Genomic DNA, 17,361 nt, shown 5'->3' with positions numbered 1-17,361 from the left:
AAGACAACACCTACGGCTTATTTCTTCTTATTCGTCTCTTAAACTATCGACCGGATTAATACGTGCCGTCTGCAATATCCGGACAGCGATAATCGCCAAAGTCGTCAAACTGATAAACATTCCTGTGAAAACAAATAGTGCGATCGGCATATCAATATGGTAGAAGAAATTTTCCAGCCATTTGTGTGTAAACCACCATGCTATAGGGAAAGCTATTAGGATAGCGATCAGTAAGAGTACGATAAAGGATTTGGAAATCATATAGGTAATCGTATTTACTGAAGCACCAAGCACTTTACGGATACCGATTTCTTTCACCCGTCGCTCTAACGTATAAATAGCAATGGCGACGATTCCTAAGATAGCAATCAGCATACTGGAACCTGTAAACAGTGCCAATTGTTGGTATTGTTTTTTCTCTTTGTTATATTGATGCTGTACCTGATCTTCCAGCCAGTTGACCTGCGCTATCCGGTTGGGAAAAAATTTGTTCCAGGTATTGTTTACCAAGGCTAAAGCTTCCTTTTTCTTTCCTTCTTGTACGCGGATAAGCATACAGCCTCCTTCCCATTCTTTTTGAGCCTTAATCGCAAAGGGACCGATGGGAAATTTTAAGCTTGCCCCGTTAAATTCTTTAAATATGCCCACAGGTGTATTGTGCAGGAGCTCTGAACTTTTATTGAGTTCCAAAGACAGGCTCCGAGCGGTTGGTTCGGACACGAGCATGTTTGTAAAGACCGGACGTCCTGCTTGTATCGAATCCGTAAACGGTCTATCCAGGGCATAATCGGGGCTTAAGTGCCGGCCATCAAGCAGCTTCATGCCCATCGTTTTGATGTAATCATAATCCGCAGTGACAAATACAACCGCGAGATCTTCGCTGGGATTATTGGGGTCTTTTACCGTTTTGAAATCTACAGAGCCACTAAAGGGAGTCCATGACGTAAGGCTGACCGATGTGATGTATGAATTTTTTAACAGTTCCTGTTTGAAGTTCTGATCCTTTCCCTCCCAAGAGGTATAATTGATGGCTAAAAGGTTTTTAGGGTCGTAGCCCAGATCTTTGTTGTACAGATAATGCAATTGGGCACGCATGGACATCATACAAATAGCAACAACAATGGCAATGGTAAATTGGAGAATAACCAACACTTTGGTAAATCCAATATTCAGTGGAAGTTTTAAAAAAGAAAGCTGCTTACGTAACTCCAAAGTTGGTTTTGTTTTTGACAAGGATAAAGCTGGAAATAGACTGCAAAGCAAGCCCAGAGCTATCCAAGCGGATAGTAATCCTACAGACATCAATAGGGAATGCTGGTAACTCATCGTCAATGGATGTTCTAAATAGTGTTCGAATGCAGGAGTAATAAGTAAATAACTGAAAAATGCAAGAAGAAAAGAGCTCATAAAGAGTATGGTGCTCTCTATGCCCATTTGCAAGATTAAATTTTTTCGGCTTGCCCCCAATACTTTACGGATACCTATCTGCTGGGCGCGCTTTAGGGCATGGGCAAAGCTTAGGTTAATGTAATTGATACTGACCAATATCAGAATAAGGATCGCTATTCCCGCCAGAAGATAAATATCTTGTATGGGATTTTCCCAGCCCGTTATACTTTGTAAGTGTATATCTTTGATTGGTTCAATGAAAAGATTGTGCTCTTTGGCCCAATCATTCAGATTTTGTGCGTTGTACCACTTATTTATTTTGTTTGAAAAACTGTTAACATCGGTTGTACTTTTGAGCAATAGAACTTGATTTTGCAGAGAACCACTTTTTTCCGGATTGAATGCATTGACCTGAGTCATCAGAACAAGAGCTTCTGCCTGAAAGGATGAATTGTGCGGCATATCCTGAATAATGGCATTGACATAATAAGTTTCAGGTTCTCCCTCTTGAGGTCTATTGTAGAATGTCGTACCAAGTACATTTTTCCCACCGAAATATTTTTGCACAGCGGAGGCTGTTAATGTGATGTTTTTTGCCCCTGCAATCGCTTGTCTAGGATTTCCAGCTATTATTTGTATGTCGAAAAGATCGAAAAAACCCTTATCTATTTCCAGCGTATTAATCTCGGTAAATTGCTTTGAGCGCTTATCTATTGTTAATTTTGGGGAAAACGTGTTGATGGAGGTATAGCCAAGGACTTCTGGAAAATTAGTTTTTAATGCTGAAGCAATACCCTCTGGAGCACCTGTGATACTATTTGTGAAATTTTTTTGCTCTTCTTTGGGTACTATTCGCATTCGATAGAGTTCATTTGAATTCCTCCATTGTCTGTCGTAGGAAAGTTCATCAACGACAAGTGAGCTGATCAACATAAATACAAGTAAAGCGACAGTTAAACCAATAAGATTTGAGAATGAATAGATGCGGTTGTGTGTCAGTGTCCTCCAGGCGGTTTTAAAATAGTTTTTTGCCATGTTGTCTGTGTTGAATAGTTAATACATTATTCGTCTCTTAATTTCTCTACCGGATTAAACCGGGTGGTATGAAATACGATAAATCCGACCAATAGGGTCAGTAGGCCCACCAGCATTCCGAGCGGCAGCAGATAGGTAATAGCAGTAATCTCAATTCGGATGATGTAATTTTGTAACCAATATTGCATCAGCATATAGCTCAGAGGTACAGTAATGAGTGTTGCCAACAGAAATATGCCATAATATTCCCTTGAAAATAATAGTATTAACTGTGACAACGAAGCGCCAAGTACTTTACGAATGCCAACCTCCTTATTGCGTAAATGGATCGATAAGGAAATTAATCCTGTTAGTCCCAATGCAACAATCAACAGGGAAACTCCCGTTGCAATCTGTGATGCACGATGCAGCTGAAGTTCGGTTTCATATAAGGTTTTGATGCGCTCATCCATAAATTGATATTCAAATGGAGCGTCTGGCATCAATTCTTTCCATTTCTGCTCAAGCTTCTGCACAGACTTAGACAGGGATGCCTGTTGTAGGCGAATGCTAAGGTATCGGTATTGCAAGCTTTCATGGACATCTGTCCATATCATAGGAGGGGAGGCCTGATGAAGGGAATTAGCGATAAAATTGTCAGTAACTCCTACAATGGTCATTTTATCTTGTGGATCACCAATGGCAATCTGTTGCCCAATGGCCTGTTCAGCATGGTTAAATCCGAGATCTTCCATTGCTTTCTTGTTGATCACAATGGGTCTGTAATCCTTATTGACCAGGTAGTTCTTTGGTAGGAATGTTCCGGCCAGTAATGGAATTTCATAGGTTTCCAGAAAATGGCTATCACTTGTAATTCGTTGTACTTGGATCTCGTTGTCACCAGAAACACCAAATGCAGGTTGCATATTGGAGCCTAGTAAGCCAGGAGTTTCATACGACAGGCTCACTGATTGCACTTCAGGTTGCTGGGAAAGCTCGTGCTGAACTGTTTCCATTTTTCGAATTCCATTTTCAGACCAGTCTCTTGGTACCTGAACAGTCAAAAGGTAATCTTTGTTGTATCCCAAATTGCTGTGAATAAATAGGTCAACTTGCTTAGCTATAATTAAGGTACATACCAGCAATAATAAAGCGACAGCAAATTGAAAAAATAGCAGAACTTTTCGTACGAGCTGTTTACTGTCTGAAGTTGAAAGCTGCTTTTTGACTGAGGATATGATGTTAATACTGGAAAGTTTAATGGCTGGATACAAGCCTGCCACTATGCCGATCAATAGGGTCAGTACACCCAATAGCGCAAAAAAGTAAACCGGTAATTCGATCAAAGAAGGTAGCTTTCGCATCAGTACATGTTCAAATATCGGACTGATAACGATATAGATCGGTAAACTTATTAAAGCTGATATCGATACAATAAGAATATATTCAGTCATCAATTGTCTCACAAGCTGTAATCTGGAGGATCCCATAATCTTACGCACACCAATTTCTTTTAATCGCGTAATATGCTGGGCAATACTAAAATTGATGAAGTTAATGATTGCCATGGATAGGATAAAAATAGCAATCCAAGTCAAAGTTTGGATCATTTTGCGGACAGCCCCTTGATTGTCGTCTAGGTAATAGGTTTTCAAAGGCTTTAGATTGGGACTATATTGACTAGCAAATTCCTTATCAGTATTTTTTCTGACAAGGGCCTGTATAGCTGAGTCAATCTGTTGTGGGCTTATCCCGGCATTCAATTCGATATAACCTGCAATATAGGGATTGTTCCAATTGTCTATGGACCGTCCGAAATATTGCTCGTTTGCGATAGGCAGGAATATGTCTGCGTGCATATTCTTGGTTAAATCCATAATGGCGTTTTGTACGCCAGTTTTAATGATTGCCGTAATTTCAAAATCATGCTTTTCACCCTTAAAATTTTTGATTTGCAGAGATCTGCCAAGCACATCGACCTGTCCAAAATATTTTAGGGCTGCCTTATCACTGATGACAACTGAAAAAGGATTGTTCAAAGCAGTATTGGCGTTTCCGGCTAAAATGTTAAAGCCAAACATGGTCAAAAGACTGGGATCGCCAAGCGACATACCCTCTTCATGGATGGTGGAGCCGTTGGCGACAATACCTGTCAATCCGTCAAGTCGGTAATAGTTGGCGACTAAATCTGGGTAGTTCTCGTGTAAAGCTTTGGGTAGGGCTCCTAATGTAGTTAAATCAATCCCAAATCCTTCTTTTTTATATTTGCTTTGCAGTAAAAACTGACGGTCAATATTTTTTATGTTACTATTTACCTGGTGGACATCCCATATATAAGCTCCTACAAGCAATAGAAAAGTAAAGCTACAGATCAGTCCGATCAGATTGATCAGGTTTTGAATTTTTTTCTTTTTAATATTTCGCCAGGCAATCTTAACGTTTGTAAAGTTCATTTCCGATTTAATAAGAGGTTTTTACCATCGTTGTGCTATATGATGTATTAAGCATTGAGTTGAATTGGATGATACAAATGTTTAGCCAATTGATTATTTTGCTGATAATTAGTTTCTTGTCTGTTTTGTCATTTTGATTGCTGTTCGATATCGGACAGTGTTTGTCCATCATTGGACAGCATCAATGTCTATTCGTCTCTTAGGCTGTCAACAGGTTTTGTCAAGGCAGCTCTTACAGCTTGTGTGCTTACGGTTGTTAACGCAATGAAGATAGCGACTAATCCTGCCAAAGCAAACATCCACCATTGGATTTCGATGCGGTATGCAAAATTCTCGAGCCATTTGTACATGATCCACCAAGCAATGGGGGATGAGATGATGATCGCAACAAGAACGAGCTTAATGAATTCGGTAGAAAGCATGCGTGTAATATCAGGAACTGTGGCACCAATGACCTTACGGATTCCTATTTCTTTTTTACGCTGATTAGCAGTAAAAATTGCTAAACCAAACAAGCCAAGGCCTGCTACAAAGATGGTCAGCCCGGCGAAGATACTCAGTAATTTACCTGTTTTAACTTCCGCTTGATAGGTTTGTGCGTAGCGGTCATCCAAAAATGAATAGCTGAATGGAATGTCTGTCTGAAAAGAACGATACAGTGATGCTAGTTTTTGCACGAGTTTTTCCATGTCGTTCGTCTGTGTTTTGAGGATTAAACTTCCTGCCTGATCACTGAGTACCATCACAAGCGGTGAGATTTGCTCATGTAGTGATCGAAAGTGAAAATCTTTCACTACCCCAACAACACGATAGCTCTTATTATCCTTGTTCGTCAATATTTTGCCAAGACTATGATCTTCCCAACCTAAATCTTTAGCTGCACTTTCATTGATAATAACAGATAGACTATCATTGCCAAAAGCTTTTTCAAAGTTTCTTCCCTCCTTGAGTTCTATACCCATAGTCGGTATATACTCTTCGTCCACCTCATAGCGGATTGTTTTTATCCATTGATCTGAATTCCCTTCGGGATAGATAAAGAAATTGTTATTGTTGCTTTCTCCTGCAGGTAGATATGAAGAACGGGAAATGTGTCTGATCCTACTATCTTGGGACAGTAGTGTTTGATATGTTTTCTCGTTCTTTCCCAGTGGCCAGCTCGGTATAATAAGCACATTTTCCTTGTCATATCCAAGTTTGATATGACGCATGTAATCAAGCTGCTTAACCACAACGACTGTACCGAAGATAAGGCCAACAGAAATGGTAAATTGAAAGATAACAAGTCCGCTTCGTAAATTAACCCCTGTTTTTGAACGACTTATTTTTCCTTTTAATACCCGTAATGGATTAAAAGATGATAGGTATAAGGCTGGATAACTGCTGGAGAATAGGCCGACAACTAAACCAAAAGCGAGTAAAAACGGGATAATTTTAACGAGGTCAAGCTTTTGAAATGTGATCTCTTTGCCCGAAAGCTGATTGAATAAGGGAAGGGCAAGAAGCACAATTGCCACAGCGATTATTAATGCGATATAGGTCAAGAGGATACCTTCTAGCATAAATTGCCGCATGACATTTTGTTTGGCAGCACCCAATACTTTTCGTACACCAACCTCTTTACATCTTGTAAAGCCACTAGCTGTAGACAGATTCATGAAGTTAAATGTTGCCACCAACAACATAAAGAGTGCAATAACACTGAATATATACACATAGCGGAGATCACCTGGAGGGCTGAGATCATAGTTGAAATTCGAATGTAGGTGGATATCTGTTAGCCGCTGAAGATAGAGACCAATTTTATTGCCTGACTTTTTGTAATCAGAATAGCTCATTCCAAAACCTGACATAAACTGAGAGGCTATATGTTTGTCAAATAACGCAGCTAAATTCCGCTCTAATTTTTCAGGAGATGCTCCTTCAGCGAGTAAAGCATAGGTATAATATTCTGAGGTCATCCATGAATCAGATCGGGCATCGTCCACGGCTTCTAAGGAAGTGAATAGGTCGAAATGAAAATGGGAGTTAGGAGGAATATCCTTCATAACTCCTGTAATTTTCAGTATGGTTTTGTTGTCTTTAACGGATAGATTTCGCCCGAGTACATCTGTTGTGCCGAAGTACTTGCGTGCTGTGGATTCGGATATTACTGCGGTATTGGGTAAAGTGAGCGCAGTAGCCATGTCTCCCTTGATAATGGGCAGTGTAAATATTTTAAAGAAAGAAGCATCGACGTAGGCCATCCGTTCTTCATGGAAAATTTTGTTATTGACAACAAATAAGGGAGAACCACCGATTCTCAGCCGTGCTGTTTCTTGGATTTCAGGTAACTCGGATTTCACAGCGGCTGCAACAGGAGGCATCACATGGGCTTCATTGATTGTCCCTCCTTTTACAGTCCCCCTAAAAACTATACGAACAATTCGATCTGCATTTTCGTTAAAACGATCAAAACTAAATTCATCCGTTACATATAAGCTTATCAATAGGCAAGTCGCAATTCCCAGTGCCAGGCCTGTGGTGTTGATAAGTGAAGTGGAGAAATTACGGGTCAAATTCCGCCACGCTATTTTTAGATTGTTCCGGATCATATCTGAAGTTTGCTAGTTATTTTTAATTCATCATTTACTCCTCTCGTAAACTGTTTACTGGATTGATTAAAGCTGCTCGGATTGTTTGAATATTTACGGTGATCATGCTGGTTAAAAATATAACAAGTGCAGCTAGAATAAAAAACCACCATTGCATACCAATATTGTAGGCGTATTCTTCAAGCCATTTTTGAGCGAAGTACCAGGCTATTGGACTGGCAATAAGGACGGCTATTGTTATTAGTATCAGGTAATCTTTTGAAAAAAGATGGGAGATATCGCCCATTGTTGCCCCTAGAACCTTACGTATTCCTATTTCCTTTGTACGCTGTTCAAGACTTTGCATGATCAATCCAGTAATCCCCAAGGCGGAAGTCAATAAAGTCAATATGCTGAACATAACGAATAGCTGCACCTGTTTACTTTCTTTTTCATATTGTTTCGCAATTAAATCATCTGCCCATTCCAATGCAATCAGTTTATTCGGATAGGCTTTTTGAATGATGTTCGAAGCTGCTTGTAATACTTGCTGTTCTTGTCCTTCTCTCACTTTTATTAAGATGTTGCCATAGCTCGTGAATTCTTTGGCCAAGATTACCGTAGGTACCATTTTCTTATGAAAGGATTCACTGTGAAAATCTTTAATAATTCCCACCGGAACGATTTGGAGATCTTTGTACAGTATGTTGAGCTTGTGTATTCCCAGTTTTTTTGCCGTACTTTCGGTAATAAGTGCATTGTTAACCTCTTCTTCTTTGCCCGTACTAGTTTCAAAAGTTTTATAGTCTTCCGGAGCCAATAGTCTTCCCTTGATCAGCTGCATGTTCAGTATCTTCGGTAGTTCGGCATCACCAGCAATAAAACTCACTTGAATATTTTTTTCGGGGTTATCTTTGTCAGCGATATTTTTAGCCATATAGCCTGAACCTACACTTGGCGTCCATGCGGCAATGCTGACTGCCTCAATTCCAGTGATCCGGTTGAGTTCTTCTTTAATAGGAATACTGCCCGCGCCCATATTAAAATAAGCAACATTGAGTACATTGTTGACTTTGATCCCTAATGAGGAGGACTGCATGTAGTTTAACTGTGATTTAATGGTTATTAAACCAATTATAACGACAATGGAAATACTGAACTGAACTGTGATTAATATTTTCTTGATGAATACTTCTCTATTTGGGACTTGTGATAGTTTGTTTTTAAGCCCATCAGTGCTTTTGATCCTAGAGACCAACCAGGCAGGATAGAATCCAATTATGGGACCCAATAGAATCGATAGCATCAGAAAGGATGCCAGTAGAGGTAATTGTATGGATCTAATATAAGTGAGCGCATAGCCTAAAAAGTTTTCAAGCTGGGGCAGACAGAGCTTGAAGAGGATTATACTAATTAACGCAGAAACAAAAAATATCAATATTGTTTCGAGTAATAAACGCTTGATAATCTGTGCCCGACTAGCACCAAGAACTGTGTGGATATGGAGGCTTTTCAATTTTTTGATTGTCCTAACGGCATAGATGTTAATGAAATTGATGCAGGAAATGATCAATACCAAGAGGGCTACGCCGACAAATATTTTGGTTGTTTTTGGATTGCCACTGATTTCACTGCGTTGTAAGGGCTCCATGTATATCTCATGGATAGGCTGCAATCGAAAGGAAGTCACATTTTTTACCCCCGGATTGAGAAACCCGCTGTACCAGCGATTTATTTTTCTTTCGAGATCCACTATGGATATTCCTGATTTCAGCTGTAAAAATTGCTGCCTATAGTAGCCCGATCCATCTTTACTAAGTTTCATGGGCATTTTAGGAAGTAGGGCAATAATAGAAGTTCTCAGCGTAGAGTTATAAGGGAGCTTATCCATGACACCTGTAATCACGTAATCATATGTTTGGTTTGCAAATGGATCTGCACTTTGAATGATTTTACCGATGACATTTTCATCTTTAAAATATTTTTCTTTGAACTCTTTATCAATGAGCAGATTGGTTTTTCCTTGAATAAGCTGGCTGGGGTTTCCTTCAAGAACATTGATGTCCAACATATCCAATACGCTTGTCTCTGCCTCCAAGGCAGGTATGCGGATGGATTGTGTAGACCTTGCATCTACTTTTAAATAGAGCTTATTTGATTCAATCGTTGTCTCCTTTTGAATCTCCGGAAATATGTGCTGGAGCTCGGAACTTAAATTAACGAATGCTCCTGCTATCTGGCGTTCGAGTCCTGCAGTTGAATCAATAGTGACAATGCGAAAAAGATGGTCTTTATTTTTCCAGCTTTTGTCGTAAGAATTTTCTTCAATGACAACAGCAAATACGAGAAGGCACAATGTCAATCCAATACTTAATCCTAAGACGTTTATCCAGGTATAGCGTTTGTTTTTAATGATACTTCGTAAGGCAAATTTGAATGTGCTCATTCTTGTTTGTTAATTTAAAAACTTATATTTCCATGGTATAGCAGATAACATAGGTATTATTCATCCCTTAGACTTTTAACAGGATTGGCTATGGCTGCTTTAATAGCCTGGTAGCTGATGGTTGCCATACTGATTAATATGGCCATCAATCCAGCGAGTACAAAGAAATACCAATGCATTTGGATGTGGTAACTATAATCCTGAAGCCAGTTGTCCATGGCCCACCAAGCGATAGGTGAAGCAATTAGGATGGCTATAATCACTAATTTTACAAAGTCTATGGAAAGCAAGGTCGTAACTTGAGTCACGCTGGCTCCTAAAACTTTACGAACAGCAATCTCTTTCATGCGTGTCTCGGCCATGTAAGCGATGAGGGCGAGTAAGCCCAGACAAGTGATAAAAATAGTCAAAACGGCAAATAACATAGAAATCGTTCCAATGGACCTGGTTTCCTTGAATTTTGCTTCAAAATTCTTATCAACAAATTTATAGTCAAAAGGATAGTCAGGATTAAATTTTTTAAAAACTTTTTCTATCGTTTTTAGGTTTTCAGCGATATCGTTGTCTGGATTCAAACGATAATGTATCGTCGTAAACCAACTTCGGGGACCAAGTATGACCATTGGCTCAATATTATCATAGGGTGAATCAATGATAAAATCTTTAATAACACCTACAACAGTCCACTTGGTGCCATCGCCTTCAATAGTTTGTCCGATTGGATCCTCTAAACGCATCCTTTTGACGGCTGTCTCATTGAGTAACATGGCGATACTGTCTGTCGCATATTGATATACATCGATGTCTCGGCCTTTAATGAGTTTAAAGCCTAAAGTTTGTATGGTATTGGCATCTGTACTGAAACGGCCGAACAATGCTTTTTTGTCACTCTCAGTTGCGCCAGACCAGCTGAACCCCCATCCATTACTATAGCTCTCCGTAATTGGGGACATATTTTTGGATACGGAAATAACAGCATTGCTATTGAGCAATTCGTTGCGCAAACTGATATAATTTTTCCCCAATGCGCCTGATATTGGAGTAAATAATAGCCCGTTATCCGCATAACCTCGTTCACGATCTTTGGTGAATTGAATCTGTTTGGAGACGACAATGGTTGCGATGGTCAGGATAATGGCCAAAGAAAATTGTATAATAACTAATATGGATCTGATGCTAAGCCCTTTAGTGTAGGAGTTTGCCTTGCCTTTTAGGGTTTTTAAAGGCCTGAATGAAGAAAGAAAAAATGCAGGGTAACTTCCAGCAAGAATGCCTGTGATTAATGTGAAGCCAATTAGGAATAACCAGGTAGGAGCTGAAAGGAGCGAGAGAGTTAGGTTTTTCTGTACCAGATTATTAAAAGCAGGAAGCACGACAATAATACATAGGATGGCGAGTATCATTGCACAAATGCTGATCAGTATACTTTCAGTAATAAATTGTATAATCAGACTTTTACGACTGGCTCCAACGACTTTACGGACTCCGACTTCCTTGGCTCTTCTTTCAGAGCGGGCTGTGCTCAAGTTCATGAAATTAATACAGGCTACAAGTAAAATGAAAGCCCCAATCCAAGAAAACAAGTGGACCAACTGAATGCGCCCAGTGCTATAATGGCCTCCTTCACCTTTGTTGTAAAGATAGGTGTCTTTGAAGGGAAATGCAAAAATTTCAATCGTGGACTTCAGCTCATTATTACCGATATTTATATGATTTTGACTGGTCAATCTGATTTTATCATTAAATGCCTGTAGTGAGGTGCCTGGTTTTAATAATATATAGGTGTAAGTGGAATTATTGTTCCAGTTGGTGTCTACGTAGCCTATTTTTTTTGCATAATCCCAAGATACCAAAGCATCAAAGTTGATAGAGGTATTATTTGGAAGATCATGGAGGACTCCGGTAACTGTGACCAAATTGACTGAATCAATTTTAATGGTTTTTCCCAGCGGGTTTTCATTGCCGAAGAGTTTTTGCGCATATTTTTGTGTAATTACGATTGAATTAGCATCAGTCAGAAGTTTGTTGGTATCGCCACTCAAGATTGGAAAGCTGAATATGCTGAAAAAGCCTGGATCAGCGAATCCGATCTGTGAAGTTATTTTTTGATCGCCATATGTTGCCAAGAATTGGTTGCCAGAACCATCGTCAAAACGGGTAAAATGCTCTATTTCGGGGAAATCGTTTTTTAGGGTGGGACCTAAAATCTTTGGTGTATTTAGCCAAGCCCATTTTTTGTCGATACGAGTATCCCGATTGCTGATTGCGTAAATCCGGTCACCCTTTTCATGGAAGCGGTCCATTGTCAACATGTTCTGCAGCCAGAGGGTGATAAGTAATGCTCCTGCCATACCAATAGCTAGGCCAAAGATGTTTATGGCAGAAAATGCCTTATTTTTCAATAGATTTCGCCAAGCGATTTTTATATAGTTATTAATCATTGTTCTAGTGTTGAGTAAGAGACGTTGGCTACTATGCTTTTAGGTTGAACATCATTCATCCCGCAACGTTTTTACTGGATTGCTATTAGCGGCTCTCACAGCCTGCGTACTGACAGTAAAAAAGGCTACAAGCAACGCCGAAATTCCTGCTAATGCAAAGAACCACCATTGTATTTCAATGCGGTAGGAAAAATCTTGCAGCCATTTATTCATGGTCCACCAGGCAATTGGTGAGGCAATTAAGATAGAAATAATAACAAGTTTGATAAAATCCTTAGATAGCATTGCGGTAATTCCACTTACGGATGCACCAAGTACTTTACGAATACCAATTTCTTTGGTTTTTAATTCGGCAATATAAGATGCAAGCCCAAATAATCCGAGGCAAGAGATAAAAATTGCCAATCCCGAAAAGATGAATGCGAGTTGAGCGGTTTGTTGTTGATCTTTAAATTTCCCTGCGAATTTTTGATCCACAAATTGGTATTCGAAAGGATAGGCTGGATTGAATTTTTTTAGAATCTGTTCAATTCGATTGAGTTGATCGTGCAGTGGAGCAGCAGGATTTGTACGGATTACTAAATTGAATAATGCTGTTTTGTTAGCATATATAAACATAGGTTTTACCGGACTATATGGGGAACCAATGATATAGTCTTTAATAATACCAACAATAGTATAGGTTCTGTCTCCCCATTTAAGATAGCTTCCTATAGGGTTTTCTAATTTCATTTCTTTAATGGCTGCTTCATTTAGGAGTACGGCAGCACTGTCCGCAGCAAATTTGGTATAATCGATATCACGGCCGGCAATCAGTTTTAATCCAAGTGTTTTGACAAAATCATTTTCTACTCTTCCAAGATCAAAACCCATTTTTTTTGCTTGTTCAGGAGTCGCTCCCGCCCAGGAAAAGCCCCCCCATGAGCTTCCAGATCCTCCGGTAATTGATGTTCCTATCCGTGTGACGGCGGTAGCTATACCATTGTTGATCAGTTCTGCTTTGATTGCTTCATAGTTTTTTCCTATATCACCTTCCATGCCGACTTCGATGAGCTGGGAAGTATTATAGCCAACATCTCGCTGTCCCGCACATTCAATTTGTTTGCGTACGACAATGGTTGCTATGATAAGAATAATCGCAATACCGAATTGAAAAACAACCAGTATCTCACGGAAATTCAGGGAAAACTTCTTTGCCCGTCCAAATATTTTCAATGATTTTATTGGTTTAAAAGCAGATAGTACAAATGCGGGATATAATCCAGCTAATAGCCCCGTTAGTAAGATAAAGCATACCAATGAAAACCAAACTGTTGTATCCGAGTATAAGAAAGCTAAAGGTTTATCCAAAATCTTATTGAATATAGGTAATGTAAGTATGGTTAGTGCAATAGCACATATCCCTGAGATAATAGCCAGTAGCATAGATTCTGTAAGAAACTGGCCAATCAGGCTGGAACGTTGAGCCCCAACAATTTTTCGTACAGCGACTTCTTTTGCTCTTTTCTGGCTGCGGGCAGTGCTGAGATTGATAAAATTGATACAGCCAATCAACAGTATTAATAGACCGATCCCTGCAACCAATCTGACCTGGTCGATCTTTCCGCCGACAGGGATACCTTGCTCAAATTTTGAATACAGGTGCATTTTGGATACAGGATAGAAGAATAGAGATCCTTTTAACTCGTTATTGGATCTTTTTGCAATCATGTTGACGAGTTTTTTATTAAAAACATCTATATCAGTTCCTGCTTTGAGTTGTACATAGGTTGAGAATGTGATAGTATTCCAATTTGGGGAATATTTGCTAGCATCGGCTAAGGGGATCAGATAGGTGAAATCAAAGCTTGTATTGCTGGGGAGGTCCTGCATAATAGCAGAAACCTTATAAGGTTCTTTATTGTCGAGCACAATAGTTTTATCTAACGGATCGATGTCACCGAATATACTTTTTGCCAAGCTTTCTGTTAAAATAATATTCTTTGTTTCTGCCAGGGCCAGTTGGCTATTACCCCGCTGCAGTTTAAAATCAAATAGCTGTACAAATGATGGGTCAACTTCATTTCCCCTTGATTTGATTTTTTTGCCTTCAAACGACAGCAGCTTGTTCGTACTAAAAAATATGCGGGCTGCACGTTCTACTTCTGGATAATCCTCCAGTAGAGCGGGAGCAGCTCGCCCTGAGGTGACGTCTATTAAACTTACTTTCCCCTCATCTTCATATTTATTCCAGACCTTATATAGGTTCTCCTTATTGCTGTAAAAATTGTCGAATTGCAATTGATTTTTTACCCATATCCCGATAATCAATACGGCTGTCATGCCAATGGAAAGCCCAGTAATGTTAATTGCGGAGTAGCCTTTGCTTTTCCAAAGGTTGCGCCAAGCGATTTTTATATAGTTATTAATCATTGTTCTAGTGTTGAGTATGAGACTTTGGCTACTATGCTTTTAGGTTGGACATCATTCATCCCTTAAACTATCAATTGGATTTGTTAGTGCTGCCTTTATTGTTTGAAAGCTGATCGTCATAAAAGATACCGACAATGCACTGGCGCCAGCAATCATAAATATCCACCAGTCTAATGTGATATGATAGGCGAAATTGTCCATCCAATGGTGCATGGTATACCATCCTACAGGAATACTGATCAGCAGTGCAATAGCTACGAGTAACATAAAGTCTACACTCAGTATCTTAACGATTCTGAATATCGATGCACCTAATACCTTGCGAATGCCTATTTCCTTGACACGTTGCTGTACCGCATAAGCTGATAAGGCAAATAAACCCATACAGGCAATAACAAGGGTAATCATGGAAAATAACTGCATGACTTTAGTTGTCTGCTGATCTTTAAGGTATAATTTACGATAATCATCATCTAGGAAATGGTATTCAAAATTACTCTTTGGTTCAATATCCTTAATTACCGATCGCACTTGCGTCAAGGCGTCCTGAGTTGGGGCTGATGGATTGATACGAATGAAAATATTGCCAAAATAATTATACTCAGGAAAGAGTACGACAGGTTTGATCTCATGATGAAGAGAGGCAAAATTGAAGCTGGCAACAACCTGTTTGATGCTTCCATGACGACCATTCAAATTGATTTTCTTCCCAATAGCTTGTTGCGGTGTAAAACCCATGGCAGATGCCGCAAGTGTGTTGATCACAAAACTATATTCAGGGGAGACTGTATCCCGGGCACGTAAAATATCCACATCGGTAAGTGGAGCTCCTGCAACGGACTGGATGTGAAAGACAGATATAAAATCTTTTTCGATAGGAATCGCGGTAACATTCATTTCGAAATCTGCTGGCTGCCCTTCAACGGTATTGATGCTATATCCCCCTTGGATATTGACCGGATTATCATATGAGGCGGTAACACCCTGTATACTATTTAACTGCATCAATTTGTCTTTGAGCAATTGACGCTCTTTATCCTGCCACCCCCGGCCATCAATGACCAATATATCGGAGCGATCCAATCCTGTATTTTTGGATTGGATAAAATGCATTTGCCTGCTTGCGAATAAAGTACAGATGATAAAGAATATGGATATACTAAATTGAAAAGTGACTAATATTTTACTAAAGGATATTCCTGTCTGTTTTTCTGTTAATTTTCTGCTGAAAATAGAGATTGGTTTAGAGCTTGCAATGGAATAAGCGGGCCAGCCCCCAGAAATGAGTGTTAGCAATACAAAAAATAGAAACAATAGGGTATAAAACCTTGGATCCGTCCAGATTGCCAACCGCATTTCGCTGCCCATATAGCTGCTGAAAACAGGAAGCAATAGAAAAGTCGCGAACAAACTGAGCGACAATGACAGCGAAATCATGAGACTGCATTCTAGGAAAAACTGAAAGAATATGGTTTTCCGAGCTGCTCCTAAAACTTTTTTTACACCGATTTCTTTTTTACGCGCTATGGCATGTGCTAAAGTCAGATTGGTAAAATTGATACAGGTCAGCACAATTAATGCTGTCCCTAAGGCCATCAGAATATAGATATACGTCATATTTCCAGAACCTGCAGTCTTTGAATGCAGATGGATGTCGGTCAGTCTTTCGATAAAGAAATTGAACTGGTAGCCTTGTTTTGCTGCCTCAGCAAATTTTGTTCTGGTCATTTGATCCAATTTTTGCTGGACCGAGGCAAAACTGCTCTTATTTTTTAACAGAGCTATTGTCATATCATTGGCCGAGGACCATGCTGGTTCTTTATAACGCTTCAACCCCTTGTTAGAAAGAAGTGCAGTAAAATTCAGCTGTGTATTTGTGGGTAAATCCTGAATTACACCGGTTACCTTCCAGTTGACCTTATCGATTACGACTATTTTTCCTATGGCAGTTTGATTGGGGAAATATTTGGCAGCCAGCTTTTGCGTTAATACAATCTGATTAGGCTCGGCTAATGCATGTTTGGGATCTCCTTCAATAAAGGTATATCCCATTGTGTTGAAAAAGTTTGCGTCAGCATACATAAGCTTTTTCTCGCTCATGAATGCATCTTTGGATTCTATTTGGCCTGCTTTAATGTAGGAATAAAGTCTTGTAGCTTGCTCTACTTCAGGAAATTCGGTCTGTAAGGTCGGAGCCAATCCAGTGGGAGTAGTTGCTGAATTAACGGCTTCGGTACTGTTGGGGGCTTTATAACTAAGGCTCAAGTAAGCTAAACGGTCGGCATGGGGCAAGAACCGTTCGTAGCTTGATTCATGGTATATATAAGCTGAAAGAAGTAAGAAACATGTGATGCCTAAACTTAGGCCAAACATATTCAGCAAAGAGAATCCTTTGTTTTTTCTGATGTTCCGCCATGCGATTTTAAGATAGTTTTTTATCATCGTATTAAGATTTAAACGATTTCATAATTCACAGGCTTTACCGCAAACAGATATATTGTTTAGTTGGTCAAAGCGTTGTGAAAGTAAAATAATTCAATTCGTTTGCCATAAGTGTAAGTTTTTGATTTTTAGGTGTTTTTGTGTTGTTGTGGTCGCGTGGTATGTTCGGAAACGGACAGTCTGCTGTCCGT

7 protein-coding genes are annotated in these 17,361 nt (G+C 39.5%); all 7 read right to left on the bottom strand.

Annotation, left to right across the window (positions count from 1 at the left end):
- Window positions 1–27 precede the first annotated feature (27 nt).
- Window positions 28–2,424 carry an ABC transporter permease gene (locus HX021_RS11175; protein WP_286590400.1) on the bottom strand — a complete coding sequence of 799 codons (2,397 nt, stop codon included), beginning with the start codon at window positions 2,422–2,424 and terminating at the stop codon, window positions 28–30.
- A gap of 26 nt (window positions 2,425–2,450) precedes the next feature.
- A complete protein-coding gene (locus HX021_RS11170; protein ID WP_286590399.1) occupies window positions 2,451–4,856 on the bottom strand; it encodes an ABC transporter permease in 2,406 nt (801 codons plus the stop codon).
- A 188-nt stretch (window positions 4,857–5,044) separates the two neighbouring features.
- On the bottom strand, window positions 5,045–7,450 hold the full coding sequence (locus HX021_RS11165) for an ABC transporter permease (protein ID WP_286590398.1): 2,406 nt from the start codon (window positions 7,448–7,450) through the stop codon (window positions 5,045–5,047).
- 34 nt (window positions 7,451–7,484) lie between these two features.
- A complete protein-coding gene (locus HX021_RS11160; RefSeq protein ID WP_286590397.1) occupies window positions 7,485–9,875 on the bottom strand; it encodes an ABC transporter permease in 2,391 nt (796 codons plus the stop codon).
- Between the two features lie 56 nt (window positions 9,876–9,931).
- Complete coding sequence (locus HX021_RS11155; protein ID WP_286590396.1) at window positions 9,932–12,316, bottom strand: ABC transporter permease; 2,385 nt, start codon at window positions 12,314–12,316, stop codon at window positions 9,932–9,934.
- 51 nt (window positions 12,317–12,367) lie between these two features.
- Complete coding sequence (locus HX021_RS11150; RefSeq protein ID WP_286590395.1) at window positions 12,368–14,728, bottom strand: ABC transporter permease; 2,361 nt, start codon at window positions 14,726–14,728, stop codon at window positions 12,368–12,370.
- 51 nt (window positions 14,729–14,779) lie between these two features.
- The gene (locus tag HX021_RS11145) at window positions 14,780–17,170 is read right to left on the bottom strand and encodes an ABC transporter permease (RefSeq protein ID WP_286590394.1); all 2,391 of its coding nucleotides are present in this window, start codon (window positions 17,168–17,170) and stop codon (window positions 14,780–14,782) included.
- Between the last annotated feature and the right edge of the window lie 191 nt (window positions 17,171–17,361).

Source organism: Sphingobacterium sp. N143 (assembly GCF_030325625.1).
Taxonomy (GTDB): domain Bacteria; phylum Bacteroidota; class Bacteroidia; order Sphingobacteriales; family Sphingobacteriaceae; genus Sphingobacterium.
This window is presented reverse-complemented; position numbering and strand designations above follow the sequence as displayed.

Coding starts and splice junctions, on each gene's coding strand:
- HX021_RS11175 (WP_286590400.1), bottom strand. CDS start 2,424: ATGGCAAAAAACTATTTTAAAACCGCCTGGAGGACACTGACACACAAC.
- HX021_RS11170 (WP_286590399.1), bottom strand. CDS start 4,856: ATGAACTTTACAAACGTTAAGATTGCCTGGCGAAATATTAAAAAGAAA.
- HX021_RS11165 (WP_286590398.1), bottom strand. CDS start 7,450: ATGATCCGGAACAATCTAAAAATAGCGTGGCGGAATTTGACCCGTAAT.
- HX021_RS11160 (WP_286590397.1), bottom strand. CDS start 9,875: ATGAGCACATTCAAATTTGCCTTACGAAGTATCATTAAAAACAAACGC.
- HX021_RS11155 (WP_286590396.1), bottom strand. CDS start 12,316: ATGATTAATAACTATATAAAAATCGCTTGGCGAAATCTATTGAAAAAT.
- HX021_RS11150 (WP_286590395.1), bottom strand. CDS start 14,728: ATGATTAATAACTATATAAAAATCGCTTGGCGCAACCTTTGGAAAAGC.
- HX021_RS11145 (WP_286590394.1), bottom strand. CDS start 17,170: ATGATAAAAAACTATCTTAAAATCGCATGGCGGAACATCAGAAAAAAC.